Source organism: Nitratireductor sp. XY-223 (assembly GCF_004959855.1).
Lineage (GTDB): Bacteria > Pseudomonadota > Alphaproteobacteria > Rhizobiales > Rhizobiaceae > Hoeflea_A.
In genome coordinates, this window is record NZ_SPNT01000002.1 from 335,942 (window position 1) to 356,707 (window position 20,766).

19 protein-coding genes and 1 tRNA gene are annotated in these 20,766 nt (G+C 62.2%); 7 read left to right on the forward strand and 13 right to left on the reverse strand.

From position 1 onward, the window contains the following. Positions 1-48: 48 nt before the first annotated feature. Positions 49-981 carry a FecR domain-containing protein gene (locus E4M07_RS08180; protein ID WP_136657822.1) on the reverse strand — a complete coding sequence of 311 codons (933 nt, stop codon included), beginning with the start codon at positions 979-981 and terminating at the stop codon, positions 49-51. A gap of 35 nt (positions 982-1,016) precedes the next feature. Continuing rightward, the gene (locus E4M07_RS08185; protein ID WP_169054129.1) at positions 1,017-2,291 is read right to left on the reverse strand and encodes a tetratricopeptide repeat protein; all 1,275 of its coding nucleotides are present in this window, start codon (positions 2,289-2,291) and stop codon (positions 1,017-1,019) included. Positions 2,292-2,440: 149 nt separating this feature from the next. On the opposite strand from E4M07_RS08185, the gene E4M07_RS08190 reads away from it, so the two are divergent. Continuing rightward, positions 2,441-4,651, forward strand: coding sequence for an adenylate/guanylate cyclase domain-containing protein (locus E4M07_RS08190; RefSeq protein ID WP_136657824.1), 2,211 nt, complete (start codon positions 2,441-2,443; stop codon positions 4,649-4,651). Positions 4,652-4,686: 35 nt separating this feature from the next. On the opposite strand, the gene E4M07_RS29050 is transcribed toward E4M07_RS08190, so the two are convergent. Further along, positions 4,687-4,857: a hypothetical protein gene (locus E4M07_RS29050; protein ID WP_169054130.1), complete on the reverse strand. Its 171-nt coding sequence runs from the start codon at positions 4,855-4,857 to the stop codon at positions 4,687-4,689. Between the two features lie 211 nt (positions 4,858-5,068). On the opposite strand from E4M07_RS29050, the gene E4M07_RS08195 reads away from it, so the two are divergent. Next, positions 5,069-6,061, forward strand: coding sequence for a formyltransferase family protein (locus tag E4M07_RS08195; protein WP_169054131.1), 993 nt, complete (start codon positions 5,069-5,071; stop codon positions 6,059-6,061). Positions 6,062-6,097: 36 nt separating this feature from the next. On the opposite strand, the gene E4M07_RS08200 is transcribed toward E4M07_RS08195, so the two are convergent. The 4 genes from E4M07_RS08200 to E4M07_RS08215 all read right to left on the reverse strand — a co-directional run bounded on the left by E4M07_RS08200 (position 6,098) and on the right by E4M07_RS08215 (position 10,482). Continuing rightward, the gene (locus E4M07_RS08200) at positions 6,098-8,545 is read right to left on the reverse strand and encodes an FAD-dependent oxidoreductase (RefSeq protein WP_136657826.1); all 2,448 of its coding nucleotides are present in this window, start codon (positions 8,543-8,545) and stop codon (positions 6,098-6,100) included. Positions 8,546-8,553: 8 nt separating this feature from the next. Next, on the reverse strand, positions 8,554-9,435 hold the full coding sequence (locus E4M07_RS08205; RefSeq protein WP_136657827.1) for a choline kinase family protein: 882 nt from the start codon (positions 9,433-9,435) through the stop codon (positions 8,554-8,556). A gap of 362 nt (positions 9,436-9,797) precedes the next feature. Continuing rightward, positions 9,798-10,265: a hypothetical protein gene (locus E4M07_RS08210; RefSeq protein WP_136657828.1), complete on the reverse strand. Its 468-nt coding sequence runs from the start codon at positions 10,263-10,265 to the stop codon at positions 9,798-9,800. A 126-nt stretch (positions 10,266-10,391) separates the two neighbouring features. Then, a tRNA-Ser gene (locus E4M07_RS08215) sits at positions 10,392-10,482 on the reverse strand. A 303-nt stretch (positions 10,483-10,785) separates the two neighbouring features. Here E4M07_RS08215 and E4M07_RS08220 point away from each other — a divergent pair. The 3 genes from E4M07_RS08220 to E4M07_RS08230 all read left to right on the forward strand — a co-directional run bounded on the left by E4M07_RS08220 (position 10,786) and on the right by E4M07_RS08230 (position 12,981). Continuing rightward, a complete protein-coding gene (locus E4M07_RS08220) occupies positions 10,786-11,106 on the forward strand; it encodes a hypothetical protein (protein ID WP_136657829.1) in 321 nt (106 codons plus the stop codon). A 22-nt stretch (positions 11,107-11,128) separates the two neighbouring features. Then, entirely contained in the window at positions 11,129-11,779 is a 651-nt protein-coding gene (msrA, locus tag E4M07_RS08225; RefSeq protein ID WP_136657830.1) for a peptide-methionine (S)-S-oxide reductase MsrA, read from the forward strand. A 209-nt stretch (positions 11,780-11,988) separates the two neighbouring features. Next, entirely contained in the window at positions 11,989-12,981 is a 993-nt protein-coding gene (locus tag E4M07_RS08230; protein WP_136657831.1) for a BMP family ABC transporter substrate-binding protein, read from the forward strand. Between the two features lie 111 nt (positions 12,982-13,092). Here the strand turns inward: E4M07_RS08230 and E4M07_RS08235 are convergent, their stop codons facing one another. The 3 genes from E4M07_RS08235 to rsmI form a co-directional block, all read right to left on the reverse strand. Further along, positions 13,093-14,034, reverse strand: a complete 942-nt coding sequence (locus tag E4M07_RS08235; protein WP_136657832.1) for a glycosyltransferase family 25 protein — start codon at positions 14,032-14,034, stop codon at positions 13,093-13,095. 322 nt (positions 14,035-14,356) lie between these two features. Further along, positions 14,357-14,731, reverse strand: a complete 375-nt coding sequence (locus E4M07_RS08240) for a YraN family protein (protein ID WP_136657833.1) — start codon at positions 14,729-14,731, stop codon at positions 14,357-14,359. Then, complete coding sequence (gene rsmI, locus E4M07_RS08245) at positions 14,728-15,612, reverse strand: 16S rRNA (cytidine(1402)-2'-O)-methyltransferase (RefSeq protein ID WP_136657834.1); 885 nt, start codon at positions 15,610-15,612, stop codon at positions 14,728-14,730. The genes E4M07_RS08240 and rsmI overlap by 4 nt, the downstream gene beginning before the upstream one ends. Positions 15,613-15,800: 188 nt before the next feature. Here rsmI and E4M07_RS08250 point away from each other — a divergent pair, with 188 nt between their 5' ends. After that, positions 15,801-17,036 carry a penicillin-binding protein activator gene (locus tag E4M07_RS08250; RefSeq protein WP_169054132.1) on the forward strand — a complete coding sequence of 412 codons (1,236 nt, stop codon included), beginning with the start codon at positions 15,801-15,803 and terminating at the stop codon, positions 17,034-17,036. A gap of 22 nt (positions 17,037-17,058) precedes the next feature. On the opposite strand, the gene E4M07_RS08255 is transcribed toward E4M07_RS08250, so the two are convergent. Both E4M07_RS08255 and E4M07_RS08260 read right to left on the reverse strand, forming a co-directional pair. Then, a complete protein-coding gene (locus tag E4M07_RS08255) occupies positions 17,059-17,934 on the reverse strand; it encodes a methylated-DNA--[protein]-cysteine S-methyltransferase (protein WP_136657836.1) in 876 nt (291 codons plus the stop codon). Between the two features lie 89 nt (positions 17,935-18,023). Beyond that, positions 18,024-18,542 (reverse strand): DUF2244 domain-containing protein, encoded by a 519-nt coding sequence (locus E4M07_RS08260; RefSeq protein WP_246660426.1) that lies wholly within the window; start codon positions 18,540-18,542, stop codon positions 18,024-18,026. Between the two features lie 40 nt (positions 18,543-18,582). Here E4M07_RS08260 and nth point away from each other — a divergent pair, with 40 nt between their 5' ends. Next, positions 18,583-19,341, forward strand: coding sequence for an endonuclease III (gene nth / locus E4M07_RS08265; RefSeq protein ID WP_136657838.1), 759 nt, complete (start codon positions 18,583-18,585; stop codon positions 19,339-19,341). A 10-nt stretch (positions 19,342-19,351) separates the two neighbouring features. On the opposite strand, the gene E4M07_RS08270 is transcribed toward nth, so the two are convergent. Continuing rightward, entirely contained in the window at positions 19,352-20,719 is a 1,368-nt protein-coding gene (locus E4M07_RS08270; protein ID WP_136657839.1) for a dipeptidase, read from the reverse strand. Positions 20,720-20,766 lie beyond the last annotated feature (47 nt).

Genomic DNA, 20,766 nt, shown 5'->3' on the forward strand with positions numbered 1-20,766 from the left:
TCAGCGCCCAAAACCGACATGGTCTTGTGCGATTGAGAAGGCCGGCCTCTAACCCTCGATGTCGTAGTAGTCGTCGCAGTCCCTGACTTTACAATCGGGGATATCCGGCTCCTCGAACTGATTGTCGAACAGCTCGTCGATGAAAAGGTCGTTGAGGGGCGGAAAATCGCCGCCCGGAACGTTGAACGCATCCTGCCCGGACTGTCCTTCTCCGGTGTTATCGTCGTTGCCGAAGGTCGGGCCGTTGGGGAGCGAACGCAGGTAGAAGTCGAAATAGTCGAGCACTTCCTGCGTCACCTTGATTGGACCGATGGGCGGCTGGCCGGGACCCGGCACGAAAACCGCGTAGTTAGGCGACGAAATGGTCTTCTGGCCGGCGCTGTTTCCGACCCTGATAATGCCGTTGTTGGACAGCGAATTGGTGTTGCGGCCGGGTCCGCGCAGGATCACCAGGACGGCCCGTTGCTGATCGGCGCCCTGGGTCGCAAGGCCGAGCAGCTGGGCAAGCTTGATCGCGTCCGGACCGACCACGCCCTCGAACATCGTGCCGCGAATGCCGATGGTCGCGGCGGGCGTGTTGATGTTGGCTTTCGTCGGATTGGCCTTGCCGATGCGGCCGCTCATGAAGCGGAAGGCGCCCTTGAGCACGGTGCCGCTCATCTCCCCGGCCTTCCGGTCGGGATCGTAGACGAAGCGGTCGATGATCATCTCGCAATTCTCGCCGATGGTGAATACCGACTGATCGAGCAGCAGGATCTGCAGGGCACTTTCCTGCTTGGTCAGCACCTCGTCCTGCAGCAGGATGCTCTCATCGACCTTGGCGCGCCGCTGATCGCTGGTCTCGCCGCTTTTCACGAAGACCTTGCCGCGCACCGCCGCGCTGACGCCGATCTTCGCCGCCGCGTAGGCCTGCACCGGGACAAGGATCGAGGCGACCGCGAAAACGGCCACTGCAAGATAACGGCTCGATAGGGCGGTCATGACATCTCTCCGTCTCTCCCTGCGCCCCGCCAAATTCAATTCGCAAATCGCTTGATCAGCATGATGTCGGCCGAAACGCTGTCAGCTACGAAGTTGGGGATGTTTGAATCCTGGTTCAAGTAGTTGACACCGACCTGGAAATTGACATTCGACGTGACCTCCGCCGTCGGCACATTGATTTTCTCGAGCATGACGTCGAGCGGAACGCCGTAGGCGAGCCGGGTTTTGAACAGCTCGTCCTCACGCGTCACGGTGGCCGAATAGGTCGGATCGGGCTGATCGTAGTCCTGCCAGCGATAGGACGCCGACGCCAGGATGTACTGGCCCTGACCGAGCAGCCAAAGACTGCTCGCCGCGATCTCTATGGCATCGTAGCTGTAGCTGTCGTTGCGGGCGTCCTTGAAGTAGCCCGTCACCCGCGCCGTGATCCGGTTCCGCTCCGTCGGGCGAACCGTGAATCCGCCGGTCGCCTTGGCCAGCCACCCGTTGCGGGCGCTGCCGACCGAATCGGTGGAAACAGCCTCATAGTTCTGGAACACGCCTTCCCCGGCGGCAAAGACCGATACCTGCGGGGTGATGCTGTAGTTCACACGGCCGCCGCCGCCGTAGTCCGTCCGGTACACCTGACCGTCCAGGACAAGGAGCTGCGTTACGCCATAGGGGGTGATCTGAAGGTCGTCATAAAACAGGCTGGCGCCCGCGCGGACGCGTCCGGTGATGTAATCCGCCTCGCTGACGCTGAACTGCTCGTTGAGGTTGGTGTTGAGCTGGACGAAACCGTAGCTGCCGGTGCCGCCGGGCAAATCGCTCTCGAGGCGCAACATCGAGCCGGCGGTGAAGGCACCGTCGACCCGGGCATCCGTATCGAGCGGGTTTCCGTTGAGATCGACCGTTGAGCTGGTTGTCAGATCCGGATTGCTGTCGACCCGAAACCCGGCCGCGATCCGGCCGGTCAGGCGGGTGCTCTTTGATTTGGCGCTGGCCAGCGCCAGGTATTTTCTGACTTCCTTGGACTGGCCGGCGCTCAGGGGCCGGTCCGAAAGTATCGTCAGTTCCCGCTTGGCGCCGGCCATATCGTCGAGCCGGTAGAGCACAAGCGCGTAAAACAGACGAGCATTGTCCCAGTTGGGCTGGAGCAGCAAAACACGCTCGAGCGCGGCGGCCGCCTGCTCCAGGTCTCCCTTGATAACCTGCTGCTGGGCGTACAGATAGTTGAGTTCAAGATCGTCGGGATTGTCCAGAATGTCCTGATAGGTGACATCCTGCGCGCCGGCAGCGACGACCACCGCCAACGAAAAAAACGTAGACAAAGCCGTTTTCTTCAATAATTTCAGCATGTCCCCACTCAACATGCGCCCCTCGTCGAAATATAGTAGGACGATTTCAGAGCATTTGTAAATCAAACACGTGTTTCAGTCAGTTAGAATCCGTTGCGGCAACAATAAAAAGAGGAAATGACTTGTATTTCTGGAAAAGCCGTTCCCCGCAACTCATGGCATTTTATGCCGGTCTTCTTTCCCTGGCGCTGCTTTTCATTGCCGCATCGCTTGGAGAGGGTCAGTTCGAACGGCTGACGACACAAATATTCGATGAGTACCAGCGATTCAAGCCGCGCGAACCGGCCGGCGCACCGATCCTGATCGTCGACATTGACGAACAGTCGATCAGCGAAATCGGTCAATGGCCATGGCCACGCTCGCAACTGGCCCTGCTTGTCGACCGGCTCGGCCAACTGGGCGCCGCGGCAATCGCCTTCGATGTGACATTTCCCGAGAAGGACCGCACCTCGCTCAGCCGGACGCTGGAGAGCCTGCGCGAAGCCGGTGCCGAGGTGTCGTTCCCCAACGGGATTCCCGAACTCGACAACGATGTCATCTTCACCAAGATCCTCAACCGCAATCCGACGATCACCAGTTTCGCGCTGACGCATGACTTTTCGTCCGACCTGCCGAATCCGAAGGCCGGTTTCGCCTTTGGCGGCCGCGATCCGAAGGAAATCCTCCTGCCGTACAGCGGCGGGGTGCTCAGTCTCCCCGCCTTCGACGAGGCGGCCGCAGGGCTCGGGTTCATCAATTATCTGCCGACCCTTGACGGTGTCGTGCGGAAAGTTCCGCTTGTGGCCCACGCCAACGACACGCTCTATCCGTCTTTCGGCATCGAGGCGCTTCGCGTCGCCCAGCAGGCTTCGAACTTCGTCGTGATGAGCACCGGTGCGAGCGGCGAGGTCGAAGCCGGCGCGCCGGCGATCGTCGGTGTGCGCATCGGGGCCTTCGAGGCACCGACCGACGGCGAAGGCAATCTGTGGGTCTACTATTCCGGCAAAATGTCGGACAGCAGCATGCCGGCCCGGGCGCTGCTGGCCGAGCCGTTCGATCCCGGACCGCTGGAGCCGCGCGTCGCCGGACATATCGTGTTGATCGGGACGAGTTCCGTCGGATTGCACGATCTCAGGGCAACGCCCCTGAGCTCCGGGGTTCCGGGGGTCGCGATCCATGCCGAACTGATCGATCAAATCCTCTCCGGCACCTTCCTGAACCGTCCCGACTATATGCCCGGGGTCGAGTATTTCCTGGCGATCTTCGTCGCCGCGGTGCTGATCTTCACGGTTCGGCCCGGGCGGCCCTTCATGGGCACGACATCGGCGCTGGTGCTGCTTGCGTTGATCCTGGCGGTGTCCTGGTACCTTTTCTCGACGCGCCAGGTGCTGCTCGACCCGCTGCTGCCGTCGCTGGCCGTGGTGCTGGTCTTCGTCTCGGTCACCATCGCGCAATATCTCAGCAGCGAACGGGAAAAGCGCTTCATTCGCGGCGCCTTCGGCCGCTACCTTTCGCCGGCCATGGTCAACCAGCTGTCGACCGACCCGCATTCGCTCAAGCTCGGCGGCGAACTGCGCGACGTGACGCTGCTCTTCTGCGACATACGCGGCTTCACCTCCCTGTCGGAGAACCTGGATCCGGAGGGCCTGACGCGGCTCCTCAACGAATTCCTGACGCCGATGACCGACGAATTGCTGAAGACCGGCGCGACGATCGACAAATATATGGGCGATGCCATCATGGCGTTCTGGAACGCGCCCCTGACGGTTCCGCACCACCGGGCCGCCGCCCAGAAGGCGGCCCTCGGCATGACCAGGCGGCTCGAACTGCTGAACGCGGAAAAGGGCTTCGACATCAGGATCGGCATCGGGCTGAATTCGGGCGCCTGCTGTGTCGGCAACCTTGGCTCCATGCAGCGTTTCAACTATTCGGCCATCGGCGACGCGGTGAACGTGGCCGCGCGGATCGAAAGCATCACCAAGGCCTACCGCCTCTCGGTGCTGCTCGCCGATTCCGTGCTGGAAGACGCGCCTGCGCCGGGACCGCAGGTGGTCCTCGAGGTGGACAGCGTCCAGGTTGTCGGCCGGGAGGAGCCGCTGGTTCTGCACACGGTGTTCGACGAGAACCAGCTCAACGGGCTCAGCCCGAAGGTGCTGACAGGTGCGCAATCGGCGTTTCTGGAGACCTATCGCGCCGGCGACTTCGAGGCGGCCTACGAGCAGGCACGGTCGCTGAAGGAAGTCGCGCCGCCGGTGCTGAGCGGGCTCTACAAGACCTATCTCGACCGTCTGGCGGCCTTTGCCGCCGCGCCGCCCGAGGAATGGAACGGCGTCTACCGGTTTACGGAAAAATAGCGACCGCTTTTCGGATCCAGTACTGCGCGTTCCGCCTACAGCCCCCTCAGAAGGCAGCCGACGGCGAGGATGGCGTAGCCGATGGTGACCATCCAGAAGGCCGAAATCGAGATCAGCGAGACGGCGCCTATGCCCGAAAGGATGCCGAGTACGGCGATGATGAGGGATATCAGGAAGACGAGGTTCGTTGGCGCAGTCAGTTTCACGGCAAATCTCCAGTCAGGTTGAACCGGTCCAGCGGATGGTTGATGGCGTGTTGACCCCGCGACGCGTTACGGAATGGACCATGCGCGAAGGTTCCTGCATTTTTGTTTGCCAGAGAATTCAAACCGCGGTTTTCGCACGTAATATATCGCGAGCGACGCACCCTTTGCCGGCCATCCATGGTGCGACCCGCGGACTGCGCTGGAGACGAAATTGGCTGATGCACCGGACAGGTTCCATGCCTTGATCATCGCGGAAAACAACCTCATCAGTTCCGCATTCGTCGACGCCTGGCTCGCATGCGGGAACACGATCGCGGCGTTCTGGACAAAGGACGAGAAATCGCTCGCTTCGGATTCCTCCCAGAAGCTCCTTTCCCTGGCAAGCGCCGTGCCCACCCTCGAGGAGCAGATCAGGCGCCACGCCATTCCTGTGGTCCGCAACGGGCCGTTGAAGAACCGGCCGGAAACGAGCGATCTGCTGTCGGCGACAGGCGCGGACACCCTGATCACGCTGATGACCCATCAGATCGTTCCGGACTGGATGCTCGACCAATTCGGCAAACGGGCGGTCAATGTGCATCCCGCCCTGCTGCCTTTCTACAAGGGGCCGAAGCCGACCTTCAGCCTGCTGGTCGACGGCGAGGTGAACAATTATGGCGGCATCACCGTCCACCGCCTCGACAGCGGGATCGATACGGGCGACATCATCGCCCAGCGCAAGCTGCCGATGGCGCCGGGGGAGAATTTCAACGTCTGGATCTACCGGCTCGCCCTGGCCGCCGCCGAAATCGCGAGAGCGGAGCTGCAGTCCTACCTTCAAGGTGCGCTTGAGGCCGTCCCCCAGGTCGAGGGCTCCGGCAGTTACCGAAAAAGCAGTCTCATTGATTTCTGTGTCGAGCCGCGCAAAACGGCTGATGATGTCCGGCGGCTGTTTTCCATGCCGGCCGGTGTCGAGTTCCGCGCCGTCGCACCCGACCTCCCCGGCAGGCGCCAGTCGATCGCGATCCACCGGTCGTTCTCAGTGGTCTCAGCGCCGACCGGCGAGGCACCGCGGCTTACGCCGCTTTTCATCGAGATGGATATCCGCGATGCAAGGATACGGTTGCTGCGCATGAGAAAGGCGGTCTCGATGTTCAAGCACGCATCCATTCCGGTCGCCCTCTACCAAATGACCCGGCTCCTGCGGGGAAGCGATCCGGACTGAGCTGCGGGAGCGGCCTTCGGGATCGGGATTGCGAGTCTATGCTTTCACCCTCTCCGCCTTCGGATCGTACAGCGGAAGAAGTGTTACCTCGCACGGCACGCGCTGAGTCGCGACCTCCAGTTCATAGGTACCGGCGTTCACATAGTTTGCATCGACGCCTTCGGGGTTTCGCACATAGCCGTAGCCGATCGACTTTCCGACTGTATATCCATAGCCGCCGGAGCTCAGCCAGCCGACGCGCTCGCCGTCGCGATAGATCGTTTCGCGGCCCAAAAGCACGATCGCCGGATCGACGGTGAAACAGGCGAGCAGTTTCTTGACGCCATTGGCCCTCTGCGCTTCCGCCGCGGTACGTCCCTTGAAGTCGATATTCCTGTTCAGCTTCACGGCCCAGCCCAGTCCGGCTTCGAGCGGCGTATGATCCGGCCCGATATCGGCACCCCAGGCCAGATAGCCTTTTTCCAGCCGCAAGGATTCAATGGCGCGATAGCCCGCGTTTATCAGCCCGTGACCGGCACCGGCCTCCATCAACGCGCTGTAGACGGTTTGCGCGTATTCGACCGGCAGATGCAGTTCCCATCCCAATTCGCCCACATAGGTCACCCGCAGTGCCCGGACCGGGCACCCTGCTATTGCGATGGTGCGAATGGTGCCGAACCCGAACCCTTCGTTTGAAACGTCGTCGCGCGTAACCTTCTCCAGGATTGCCCGCGCCCTGGGGCCCATCAGCGACAACACCGCGCGGGAAGACGTGATGTCATGGAGCTGGCAATTTGCACCGTCCGGCAGGTTGCCGCTGATCCAGCCGAAGTCGCGCGTTGCAAATCCGGTTCCGGTAACGATGTAGAACTCGTTGCGTGCGACGCGGCCGACCGTAAGATCGCATTCAATGCCGCCCCTGTCATTCAGCATTTGCGTGTACACCAGCGTGCCGGTCGGCCTGTCGACATCATTGGCGCAAATCCAGTTCATCGCCGCTGCCGCGTCCGGCCCCTTCAATGCAAATTTGGCGAAGGAGGTCTGATCGAACAACACCGCGGCTTCCCGGGCCGCACTGTGCTCGCGTCCCACGGCCTCGAACCAGTTCTGTCGATCGAAGCTGTACTCGTCCTTCGGCACCTCTCCGCCGGACGCGTCCGCGAACCAGTTCGGGCGCTCCCATCCCAGTTTTTCGCCAAAACAGGCCCCTTGCGCGGCCAGCGTGTCGTAAAGCGGCGATTTACGGAGGGGACGGCCGGAATCATGTTCCCCATGCGGCCAGGCGATGGTGTAGTGCTTGCCATACGCCTCGACGGTTCGCTTGCGAACCCAATCGGTGTCGAAATGCGGGCGGCCGAAACGGCGTATATCCGCAGCCCAAAGATCGAAGGGCGGCTCGCCCTTGTGCACCCATTCCGCCAGGGCCATTCCCGCTCCGCCGCCTGCCGCGATGCCGAAGGCGTTGAAGCCCGCGCCGATGAAGAAGTTGTCGAGCTCCGGTGCCTCGCCGATAATGAAATTGCCGTCCGGCGTGAAACTCTCCGGGCCGTTGGTCAGCGTCTTTATGCCCGCATTCTCCAGAGCCGGAACACGGCCGAGAGCCAACTCCATCAGCTGCTCGAAATGGTCGAAATTGCTGTCCAGCAGCGTGTGGTGGAAGCCTTGCGGAATGCCATCGACAGCCCAGGGGACCGGGTTTGGCTCATAGCCGCCCATGACGAGGCCGCCGACTTCCTCCTTGTAGTAGGTCAACCGGTCCGGGTCGCGCAGGGTCGGAAGGTTCGGCAAGACGCCGTCGATCGGCTCGGTCACCATGTACTGGTGCTCCAGGGACACCAGCGGCACGTTCACACCGAACCGTTTGGCAAAGTCGCGCGTCCACTGGCCGGCGCAACAGATCACCTTTTCGCATTCGATGCGGCCGTGTTCGGTGATGACGGCGCGGATCCTGCCATCGTCGATCTCGATATCCGTGACCTTTGTGTCTTCGAAGATTTTGGCGCCGGCCATACGCGCGCCCCTGGCCAGTGCCTGGGTGATATCCGAAGGGTTTGCCTGCCCGTCGGTTGGCAGAAAGGCGGCGCCAATCACATCGGAGACATCCATGAGCGGCCACAGCTCTTGAGCCTCCTTGGGCGTCAGCAATTCCATTTCCAGACCGAAGCTGTGCCCGGTGGTCGCTTGGCGTTTCACCTCGATCCAGCGCTCCTCGCTGCAGGCCAGCCGCAGGCCGCCATTCATCTTCCAGCCGGTTCCGAGACCCGTTTCCTCCTCTATTCTATTGTAGAGATCCACGGAATATCCCAACAGTTGCGTGATGTTTGCGTTGGCGCGCAACTGCCCGACCAGGCCCGCCGCGTGGAAGGTCGTGCCCGAGGTCAGTTTCTTGCGTTCCAGCAGCACCGTATCGGTCAGGCCAAGCTTTGCCAGGTGATAGGCGGTTGAGCATCCGACGATGCCGCCACCGATGATTACAGCCTTCGCGGTCGATGGAATTTTGGTCATGTCGGCGCTCAGCTCAGCAGGAATTCTTCATGGGCTGCGCGATATCGCGCGAGGTTTTCCGATGTGTAGGCCGCATAATCGAAATCGATATCGGACGTCATCTCGGAGACCATGCTCCACATCGTCTCGCGCAGCAGCGAAGCGCATTTCATCGCGCTGTAACGGTGCCGCAATTCATCGGTGACCGGCGCTTCGAAATAGGTCTCGAGCATCCAGTTTTCCTGAGCTGCACTGAGGCCGTTGTTGGAGGCAAAGCCACCCAGGTCGAACAGCGGGCTATTGAAGCCGGCATAGTCGAAATCGATCAGCCACAGCCGCCGCCCGTCGTCAAGGAAATTGCCGCTGAGCAGATCATTGTGGCCGAAGACGATGTCAAAGGGTCCGGCCGCCCGTTCCAGCATGTCTGCAGCCTGAACGAATTCGGGTATGAGCGCGGCGTGGTCCGAGCCCAGTATCTCCAGGGTCGCGCCGTAGTCCCGGATAACATGGAACACCCAGAATGCCAGGGCGGGTCCACGCAAATTCTTCGGCATCTCCCTGTGGTAGGCCTTCACAAGGTCGAGCACACGGACCAGCATATCCGGATCGCGGATGTCCTCTTCACTCAGCGTGCGGCTTTCGACGAACTCCAGCACGATCAGATTGTCCGAGGCGTGGACCACGGCAGGGGAAAGTCCCGCCGCATGGGCGGCGCGCGCGGCGGCCAGTTCGTTGAAGCGCATCACGTGGTGCAATGGAATGTCACGGCCGACGCGCACCACATATTTGCCGGCGGCGTCCTCCACCAGGTAATTCACATTGGTAATCCCCCCTGCCAGCTCTTTGACCGTTATCTTACCCTGCCAGATCGGCAGGGTCCGAATATGGGACGGCAGGTCGGATTGGTTCATGATTCAGTTTCCTGTTTGCATTGTCAAAATAGCCGACCGTGAAGAATCTGTAACCTTGCGACCCGCTTCGGGCAGCGAGAAGCGGACGCACAAGTGAAATGTACCAAGCCAGGGAGCCTGAAACTCCAAAAAAAAGCTGAGATTTTATACGCTGATAGCAAAGAAATGGCGGCGAGAGGAAACCGCTGAATTCGCATAATATTTTGTTTTTTAAGAGCTTTCTTTTATCAATAGATCTTCATTTCTTTCTTTTTGTCTTTCAGTCGACCGCCGTGGCAGCAATTTGCGTACACCGACTGAGACTGTCACATGACCGAATACCGGCGCCAAATCGTTGCCACGCCGAGAACCCCGGACGCTGTTCAACAGCCCTTCTGGATTTGCGTTTGCTTCAAGGTTTTCTGCCGGCCCTTGATATCGGCGATCTGCTCGCTGAGGTCCTTGCCTGACGCCTTTGAGATCGGCGCGCCGATAATGATCAGGGCGGCAACATCGTTGCTGGCGGCGGTTTTCTGCCGCGGCGTTGCTTCGGCCAACGCCTGGTCCAGGTGTCTCGACTCGCGCCGCAGCTCAGAGCACGACAGGTCCCGGTACTCGGTCAATGAGACATAGGCAGGCGCTATAGATTCCGGCGTTTGTACGCATCCTGCCGAAAGTGCGGCAACTGCCGCAAGTGTCGAAAATCGCTTCATCAGAAAATCCGTTAATTCGAAAACTCGAAATGCTCGCCGGACGATACACGGCTGGATTGCATTTTGCACCATTCGATCGAGGCTATGGAACTTTCTGACCTGTGCGGTGTCACCATTTAGGAGATTCGCCATGTCCATAGGTCGCCGTTCCAAATTCACAATTCTCGAAGTCCTCGAGGATCCGGCAGGGCCGAAAGGTCCGTCAGGGTTCAAGCCGGCTCGCGCCCGTTCACGGGTGATGCATCATTTTTGCAAGCATGAGAATGGCGGAGAGAGAGGGATTCGAACCCTCGAGACGGTATCACCGCCTACACACTTTCCAGGCGTGCGCCTTCGACCACTCGGCCACCTCTCCGCGAAAGGATCCGACCGCCAGCGCGATGCAGACGGGCGAACCGGCGCGCACTATAGTCAAGACGCCTCAAGGATCAACCGGAATCTGACGCTTGCGTGACAGATAAACGCAGAAAAAATACCGGTTTGCCGGCCCAAAGGCCAATCGGCCAGGCAAAGTTTTCCAGAGCCTCAATCATTATTTCAAGCAGTTGATTTCCCCGTGAGCATTTCATGCGCTATTCATGGGGGTAAGGGCCGGTGGCGCTCCGGCATTCCGGGGGTCCTTAAAAAGAAAAAGAAGGGGATAGGAGTCAAAGCAGAAATGCGTTTTCTTCTTCGCGCCATCAGCCTCCTGGCGCTGATCGTCGCCGTTATCAGCGCCGTCGTCGACACGATCCGTTCCGTTGCCGCCTCCGAGGTGGTGATCACGCCGCTGGGCGCCTCGTGGTATTCGATCAGCCCGGATACGCTCAATCTCGCCCAGGCGGTGATCCAGCGCAATCTGCACCCCTATATCTGGGACCCGGTGGTGCAGTGGATCCTGTTGCAGCCGACCTGGGCGGTGTTTATTGTCCTGGCCTTGTTCTTCTACCTCATCGCCTGGCGAAAGCCGCGGCCCGCCGGCCGGTTCGCGGCCCGTTAGAGCGATAACGCGGAGTTCTGCCATGATCAGCCTCAATCCGTTTTCCAAGAAGACCCAGATGCCGTCCGCGGCCGAGGCGCTGCCCGGCCGGGAGGCGCCGCTGGAGACGGCAAGCCATCATTTCGTCAACGGCCATCCGCTCAAGGAACCCTATCCGGAGGGCATGGAAACCGCCTATTTCGCCATGGGCTGCTTCTGGGGCGTCGAGCGGCTCTTCTGGCAGCGCGACGGCGTCTATGTGACCGCCGCCGGCTATGCGGGCGGCCAGACGCCGAACCCGACCTACGAGGAAACGGTCACCGGCATGACCGGCCACGCAGAGACGGTGCTCGTCGTCTACGATCCGCAAAAGGTCAGCTATGACGACCTGCTGAAAATCTTCTGGGAGGGACACGACCCGACACAGGGTATGCGCCAGGGCAACGATGTCGGCACCACCTACCGCTCGGCGATCTACACGGTCGGCGAGACGCAGGCCGCACATGCCGAAGAAAGCCGCCGGCAGTACCAGAAATCGCTGCGCGACGCCGGTTTCGACCGGTCGATCACCACGGAAATCGCGCCGGCGGGACCATTCTACTTCGCCGAGGACTATCACCAGCAATATCTGGCCAAGAACCCGAACGGCTATTGCGGCGTCCGGGGCACGGGCGTGGCCTGCTCCGCACCCTAGGTTCCGCACCGGCTCGCGCCGTAAAGCATAAGCCGACAAATCCATTGAAATTGTTGATCAAACGGTTCATTTTTCGCGTGATCTTTACAGGAAGCCATGTAAGGATATGCGCAAGCCTTGCCGGAAACCGGCTCAAGAGGCTTTGAGGAAGCCGCATCCTGGACGCGGCGAAAAGGAAAAAAACGAAACAAAACACAGGGTTGGTGAATATGAAGCGTACACTACTCAGCATTCTCGCTATGGCTGCGATGTCGGCAACCGCGCTGGCTGCGGATATCAAACCGGCGATCATCTACGATCTGGGGGGCAAGTTCGACAAATCCTTCAACGAGTCGGCCTATAACGGCGCGGAGAAGTTCAAGGCCGATACCGGCATCGAATACCGCGACTTCGAGATCCAGAACGACGCCCAGCGCGAGCAGGCGCTGCGTAAATTCGCCCGTGACGGCAACAACCCGATTGTCATGGCCGGTTTCTCCTGGGCTGCAGCGCTTGAGAAGGTTGCGGCCGAACATCCCGACACCGATTTCGCCATCATCGACATGGTCGTTGACCTGCCGAATGTGCGTTCGATTGTCTACAAGGAGCAGGAAGGCTCCTATCTGGTCGGCGTGATGGCCGCAAAGGCCTCGGAATCGGGCACGGTGAGCTTTATCGGCGGCATGGACATTCCGCTGATCCGCAAGTTCGCGTGCGGCTATGCAGGTGGCGTCAAGGCGACAAACCCGGATGCGACGGTTCTTGAGGCGATGACCGGCACCACGCCGGACGCCTGGAACGACCCGGTCAAGGGCGGCGAAATCGCCAAGTCGCAGATCGCCCAGGGTTCGGACGTCGTCTACGCTGCCGCCGGCGGCACCGGCATCGGCGTCCTGCAGGCGGCTGCCGACGAAGGCAAGCTCGGCATCGGCGTCGACTCCAACCAGAACGGCCTGCAGCCGGGCGCGGTCCTGACCTCGATGCTCAAGCGCGTCGACGTTGCCGTCTACAACGCGTTCGACGATGCCAAGGAAGGTAAATTCACCTACGGCTTCAATGTCCTCGGCCTTGCCGAGAACGGCGTCGACTACGCCATGGACGACAACAACGCCAAGCTCGTCGATCAGGACATGCGCGACGCGGTCGAGCAGGCAAAGGCCGACATCATTGCCGGCAAGATCTCCGTCCACGACTATACGTCCGACGAGAACTGCCCGTACTGACCGGCTCCATCAAGCCGACAACATTCGAAACCGCCGGACAGCCCGTCCGGCGGTTTTTTTATGCAGGCATGGATGGAATCCGGCGCAATGCGCGTCGCGCCGCCGCGGCGATCATACCGCGGCGTGTTGCTGAGCGCGGCGCGGACGAACGGCCTCCACACGCACTGTTTTCCGGTCATCGAAGCCGAATTCGACCACCCCGACGCGATGAAAACCTGCAACACGCATGCTAAAACGAAAGAGGCGTACAAACGGGCGACAGGCCTCGTGCCTGATTTTTGCAATGCCGCGCCGCTTTGGATTCGTCCACGTGTGCCGGCTCCAGTCCATTATGGTCGTCTCGAAACCGACCTTCCGCCCGTCGCGCAGATTGAAATCCTGGACGCAGAGCGCCGGTTCGATCTGATAGATCCGCAGCGTTTTGAACAGGTCCAGTCGCGGATTGAACAAGAGCTGGTCCACCGGTTCCATCAGGCCGTCGGTCCTGTCCAGAAGATAGCGGGCGCAGTCGCGGCTGATGAAGTAACCGCCGGTGCCGACGTGACTGGAACGCATGCGCGACAAATAATGCTCGTACACCCGCCTCCTTTGACCGGACAAACGGACATTCTGGAACACGGTTTCGGCTTTCACGATATCGGCATCGTCCGGCAGCCAGTCGTCGCTTTGAAAAAACCGAGCGCTATCGTCCGAGAAATGCGCATCGTCCTCTGCGACGAACGCCCAGCGATCCGGCGCTTCGGCGATCAGTCTCCAGGCATTGCGGTGGCTGAGGAAGCAGCCGATGTCGCCCCTCGTCAGTCCGAATTCCCCGCTGGCCCTGCCGGCGTACTCGGCGACCTTCGATTCCGGCAATAGGGATCCGTCAACGGCCGGAATCCGGACAAGATCGAAATCGAGCCTGCGTGTCGCACCGACAAACCAACGCAGGCGGTCGGCGCTTCGATCGAGGTTGATCAGATAGACCTTCAGGGCCCTTTTCTTCGGCTCTTGCGGCCCGGCGGCACGGCGCGCCGTCGCGCCCGGCGATTTCACCAACAAACTATGAGACATTGATACTTCTTTACTCGGGGAACGGCCTCAACAGATCAGGTTGACCGGTCTGCAGGTTAAATCCCCCACTCTCCAGCTCTGCGCCGAGGCTAAACGTTGCCTCTCAAGCAGAAGCTCCTCTCTCCCTGTGCTTTCTTCCAGTATTTTAGCCAGTTCTGCTTGTGTTTTTCAATACTTGGTATTTCAACAAATACAAAGCGCCTGTCAAACACTTGAAATTGGCGCGTCTATACGCTCACCGCGTAAGATGTAAGGATGATTCTGAAAACAGGTCACCGGACCGTCCGTCAGGCCATGACGCGGAGTATTGGGCCAGGCGGATCTAGAACGCGTCCGGAAAATGTCTCGGCCAGCGGCGCGGAAGAACGGCGATGATGTCACGGCGGACGGAGAGCCTTGCGGCATCGCGCTGGCGCGACAGCCAGATGTCTCCGGCCGCGGCGATACGCCTTGCTGCGGTTCCTGTCACCGCGTCGATGGCCGCCTGCTCGCTGGCGCGGGCCTTGACCTCGACAAGGGCCACGAGGTCGCCCTTGCGGGCAATCAGGTCCACCTCCCCGGCCCGGGTCCTGAAGCGGCGCGCGACGATGCGGTAGCCCTTGGCCATCAGTGCAACCGCGGCGAGCCATTCGGCGATGTGGCCGCGGCGATAGGCGCGCCGACGCTCAGCGCCGCCGTGAAGCGGGCCGCGGGTCAAGGTGCTGCGTCCTTCATGCTCAGGAGGCGCTGGTAAAGTGCCTTGCGCGGCAGGCCGGTGCGCTGGGCGGCTTCCGTCGCGGCCTTGCCGGGCGCATGCGATTTCAGCAACTCCAGAAGCAGCGCGTCCGCATCCTCCGGGCTGGCGGGCTCATCGGCGGGCGGGCCGATGACAAGCACGATCTCGCCCTTGACCGTATCGGCCTGCGCATAGTGCCGCGCCAGTTCGCCGAGCGGCGCGCGGCGGATCTCCTCGAAAGCCTTGGTGAGTTCACGGCAGACGGCGGCGGAGCGCCCGGCGCCCAGCACGTCGGCGGCAGCCGCGAGCGCCGCGGCCAGGCGGCGCGGCGATTCGAAAAGGACGAGCGTTGCCGGCACGTCCTTCAGCGAATCGAGACGGTCGCGGCGCGCCTTGTCCCTGGCGGGCAGGAAACCGGCGAAATGGAAACTGTCGCTCGGCAGCCCCGATGCCACGAGCGCCGCCAGCGGCGCCGAAGCACCCGGAACGGGGATGACCGTTATCCCGTCTTCAAGCGCCAGCTCGACGAGCCGGTAGCCCGGGTCGGAGACAAGCGGCGTTCCGGCATCGGAGACCAGCGCGACGCTTTTGCCCTCCTTCAGGGCGGCGACAAGTTTCGGGCCGGCGCGCGCCGCATTGTGTTCATGGTATGCGACCGGTCGGTTCGCGATCGCATAGCGCGACAGCAGCGTCCTCGTGACCCGCGTGTCCTCGCAGGCCAGGATGTCGGCGGAGGCGAGAACCTGCAGGGCACGCAGCGTGATGTCGGCGAGATTGCCGATCGGCGTCGCCACCAGATAGAGCGCCGGCTCCAGAGGCCCGGCCGGTATCGCATGTGCGCCGATTTGAAATGATCCCTGCATAAAACCCCGTTTATCCGAACGCGCGTCAGAGCAAAAACCGGATCAGATTTGCTCTAGGTAAACGGATCGGATTCCGATTATCCTGTGAGATGCACCGCCTTCGCCTTGATCTTTACCTGCGGGTGTTTAGGCAATATGTACGCATCTTGCCCCACGGGCAAATGCCACACACGCGGCCGGGACCACAAATGAAAAACACTCTGCGCTCACTCATTCGCCGACCGGCCATGCTGGCGCTTTTCTCCGCGGGCCTTGTCCTTTCCGGCTGCCAGGCGGTCGACTACGGATTTTCGCGCGGGGGCAACACGGCGGTTGAGCCCGCGGTCCCGGAAAGCCTGCCCATCAAGACCGGCCCGGCCGTCGGCGAGGTGCTGGGAACCGGAACGGTGCGGGTGGCATTGCTTCTGCCCAAGACCGCGCCCGGGAACGGCGCGGCCATCGCCGCCGAGTACCGAAACGCCGCCGAGCTTGCCATTGAAGCACGCGGCCAGCAGGCGATGGAGCTGGTCATCAAGGACACCGGCGGCACGGCGGCCGGCGCCATAGCGCGCACCGAAGAAGCGGTGCGCGAGGGATCGGCCATCATCCTCGGCCCGGTGTTTTCCGGCAGCGTGACCTCGGCCGCCTCGGTCGCACGACCGCAGAACCGCATCATGATCGCCTTCTCGTCCGACCCGTCGGCGGCCTCGGGCGGTGTCTTCCTGATGTCCTTCCTGCCCAACCAGGTGGTCGACCGGACGGTGGCCTATGCCACCGGCATCGGCCTGACATCCTTCACGGCGATCCTGCCGCAGGGCGCCTATGGCACGCTGGTGGAACGGCAGTTGCGCGCCACGCTGCAGCAGCGCGGCGGCGTTCTCAACGGGGTGTCGCGCTACGAGTACAACAATGAATCGGTCGTTGCCGCGGTGCAGCAGGTGTTGCCGGCGGTGGAGCAGTCCGACGCGATCTTCATCCCGGACGGCGGCACCTCGCCGGCCGCGATCGCCCGTGTGCTGCAGGCCGAGGGCGTCAAGCTGCGCGACAAGCGGCTGATCGGCACCGGCCAGTGGCGCTCGTCGAAGCTGTCGTCGGCCTATCTGCAGGGCGCCATCTTCGCCGATATGGACCAGACCGGCTTCGAGGCCTTCAAAGTGCAATACAAGGAACGCTTCCAGGCGGAGCCGTCGGTCAATGCCGGCCTTGGCTACGATGCGGTGACGCTGGTCGCCGACCTGATTTCGACCGGCAATCCGGCGGCCCTGTCGCGGCAGAACCTTGAACGGCCGGCCGGCTTCCGCGGCGTCACCGGCATCTTCCGCTTCATGAATGACGGCGAGACGCAGCGCGGGCTTGCGGTCTACCAGATCCAGGAAGGCGAGGCGATTGTCGTCGATCCGGCACCGCAGAGCTTCGGTGGCGGCTTCGAGCCGGCGCAATTCTGATCCATATAAAGCACGGTGAAGTCTAGACCAGGTGCCCGGCCTCCCAGCCGAGCATGGCCCGCTTTCGGGTGACGCCCCAATGGTAGCCGGTGAGCGCGCCGGTGCTTCCGAGCGCGCGATGGCAGGGCACGACGAAGGAAATCGGGTTGCGCCCGACAGCCGCGCCGACCGCCCGCGGCGCCGACGGTTTTCCGATTCTTCCGGCGATCGACGCGTAGGTCATCGCCGCACCCAGCGGAATTTCCAATAGCGCTTCCCAGACGCGGATCTGGAAATCGGTGCCGATCAGCACGACGCGCAGCGGCTGCGAGGCATTCCAGCGCGCCGGATCGAAGCACCGCTCGGCGAGCGGGCCCGTGGCCGACGGCTCGCTGACATAGCGGGCGCGGGGCCAGCGGGCGCACATGTCGTCCAGCGCGTCGCGCTCGCCGCCAGGATCGCAAAAGGCGATACCAGCAAGGCCGCGGTCGGTCGCCATGATCAGTGCAATGCCGAAGGGGCAGGGGTGGAAACCGTAGCGGATGACCAGACCCTCTCCCTTGGCCTTCCAGATGCCCGGTGACACGGCCTCGTGGGTGACGAACAGGTCGTGCAGGCGTCCGGGGCCTGAAAGGCCCAGCTCGTAGCTGGCATCGAGCAGCGGCAGGCCCTCCTGCGACAGGAGTTTCTTGGCGCGGTCGAGCGTGACGGCCTGCAGGAAGCTCTTGGGGCTGAGGCCCGACCACCGGGTGAAGGTCTTCTGCAGCTGCGTCGGGGACTGGCCGAGTGCGCCGGCGACCTCCTCCAGCGAGGGCTGGCTGCGGTAGCGCGTGGCGATCAGCTCCAGTGCATGGCGGACGGTCTCGTAGTCGGGATCGGTCCGGGCCTCTTTGATTTCGCGGGTCTGGTCGATATTCATGAGCGGGTGCGTCGTTGTTGCTTCGGCCCAGACAAGCACGCCGGAGGGGCTCGCGCCACCCGTTTCTTGCGCCGATCGTGTGCGAATGTCTATCGCCTCTGAACCGACGCAAGCGCCAGCGAAAACGCCTCGGCGAAGGACTCGCGGTCGTCCGGGTTCAGGAACGAGCCGATATCGGTCGAGCGGCCCTCCCCGGTGATGCGCATGCCGGTGATGCCGGCCTCGTCGTGGCGCGCGACGTGGAACCGTGCCCAGAACGGGTTGAATCGGTAATTGCGGGTGCGTCCGGACGGGGCGATCTTGGAGACCGAGAGATCGGTGCGCGAGACGCTGACGATCTCGCGGGCACGCCCGGCGCGGTAATTCAGCCAGAAGGCGCCGAAGACAAGAATGAGGTCCAGGACAAGGAAGACGAATATCGGCCACGCGCCGGCGATCGCGAAGACGATGCCGTGGACGATCGTCGCAACCGTCATGATGCACATCAGCACGACGAATCCGATACGCCCGAGCGAGCGGTGGGGCGTCAGCAGCGCCTCGAAAACCGGCGCTTCATTGGTGCGGGCCGCCTTGTCGTTTTCCTCGTTTTCCGGCCCCTCGCCACGCATGGCATTGCGTTCCCTCATGACCACAGAATATAGAGGGTTCATGGAAAAGGCCAAAACGAATTCCCCAGCCCCGACATCACGAAACGGTACGAAGAAAAAGGCCGGCGCGAAGCGCAAGCGCCTGCCGAAAAGCGCCTATACAAGGGATGAAATCGCCGAGATCTTCCGTCGTTTCTCGGTCCAGCGGCCCGAACCGAAGGGCGAGCTGGAGCACGTCAATCCCTATACGCTGCTTGTCGCGGTGGTGCTCTCGGCGCAGGCGACGGACGCCGGCGTCAACAAGGCGACGCGGCCGCTCTTCGCCATCGCCGACACGCCGCAGAAGATGCTGGATCTCGGCGAGGACAGGGTCCGCGAGCATATCCGAACGATCGGTCTTTTCCGCAACAAGGCAAAGAACGTCATCGCGCTGTCGAAAGCGCTGATCGAGGATTATGACGGCGAAGTGCCGGCCGACCGCGACGCGCTCACCAAACTGCCGGGCGTCGGCCGCAAGACCGCCAATGTGGTGCTCAACATGGCCTTCGGCCAGCCGACCATGGCGGTCGACACCCACATTTTCAGGATCGCCAACCGCATGCGGCTGGCGCCGGGCAAGACCGTCGACGATGTGGAGCAGAATCTCTTGCGCACCATTCCCGAACCCTATCTGCAGCACGGCCACCACTGGCTGATCCTGCACGGACGCTATGTGTGCAAGGCGCGCAAGCCGGACTGCCCGGCCTGCGTCGTCGCGGACCTGTGCAAATCGAAGGAAAAGACCTGCGACGTGCCGGCGGCGCTGGTGCCGTTCGGATAGGGTTACGCCGTCAGCCGGCGAGCGATTCCAGCAACCGCGCATAGGCGGTCTGGCCGCGCCGGAAGGCGGACAGGCGGAAGAACTCGTTCGGCGAGTGCATCCTCTCGTCGTCATGCTGGAAGCCGAACATGACCGGATGTACGCCGAGCACCTCCAGGAGGGTGTTCATGACCGGGATCGAGCCGCCGACACGGGTCCGGTAGGGCGTCTTGCCGTAAACTTCCTCCAAAATGGCGGCAGCCGCGGCGGTGGCGTTGTGTCCGTGGGGGACGAGCAGCGGATCGCCGCGGCCCGGAAGCTTTCTCACCTCGGCGCGCAGGCCGTCCGGCAGGACGCGTTCCACATGGTCGCGGATCAGATCGAAGATGCGCTCCGGCGACTGGTCGGCGACGAGGCGACAGGTGACCTTGGCGCTGGCCTCTGCCGGAACGATGGTCTTGGTGCCGGCGCCCTGCCATCCGCTCGTCAGCCCGTTCACATCGAGCGTCGGGCGAGCCCAGAGCCTTTCGGGCGTCGAATAGCCGGGCTCGCCGACCGCCGCCGGCGCGCCCGTTTCGGCGAGGAACTTTGCCTCATCGAACGGAACCCGGGCGATGGCCTGGCGGTCCTCCTCCGACAACGGCACGACATCGTCGTAGAAGCCGTCGACGGTGACGCGTCCGTCGGGCGATTTCAGCGTCGCCAGCACTTGCGCGAGCCCCATGGCCGGATTACCGATGCCGGCGCCGCGCAGGCCGGAATGCTGATCGGCGTCGGGCCCGGTGACGACGATTTCCAGCGAGACGATGCCTTTCAGGCCCATGATCAGCTGCGGCGTGTTCTCGTCCCATTGCAGCCCGTCGGCGGAAAAGATCATATCCGCGGCGAGGCGCTCACGGTTCGCTTCCACAAAAGGCGGAAGGTCGGGCGAAGCAATCTCCTCCTGGCCCTCGAAGAAGAACTTCAGGTTGACCGGCAGGCGGCCCGTGGTCGCAAGCAGCGCCTCGACCGCGACGATCGGCACCATCATTCCGCCCTTGTCGTCCGACGCACCGCGCCCGTACATCAGGCCGTCGCGGATTTCCGGCTCGAAGGGCGGCTTCTCCCACAAATCGAGCGGCTCCGCGGGCTGGACGTCGAAATGGCCGTAGATCATCACCGTCGGCGCGCCTTCGGGTGCATGCAGCCAGTCGCCGTAGACGACCGGATGGCCGTCGGTCGGCATCACCGACACGTTCTCGATGCCGATGCTCTTCAGCTTGCCGGCGACCCATTCGGCCGCCGCGACGACATCGGCCGCGTGATCCGGCTTGGCGGAGATCGACGGTATCCGGACCAGTTCGATCAGCTCGTCGACAAACCGGTCTTGCTCACGATCAAGATATGCCTGCCACTCCATCGATTCTCTCCTGCGGATTTCGGGGTTTCGCGTCGTCGATACGGCGT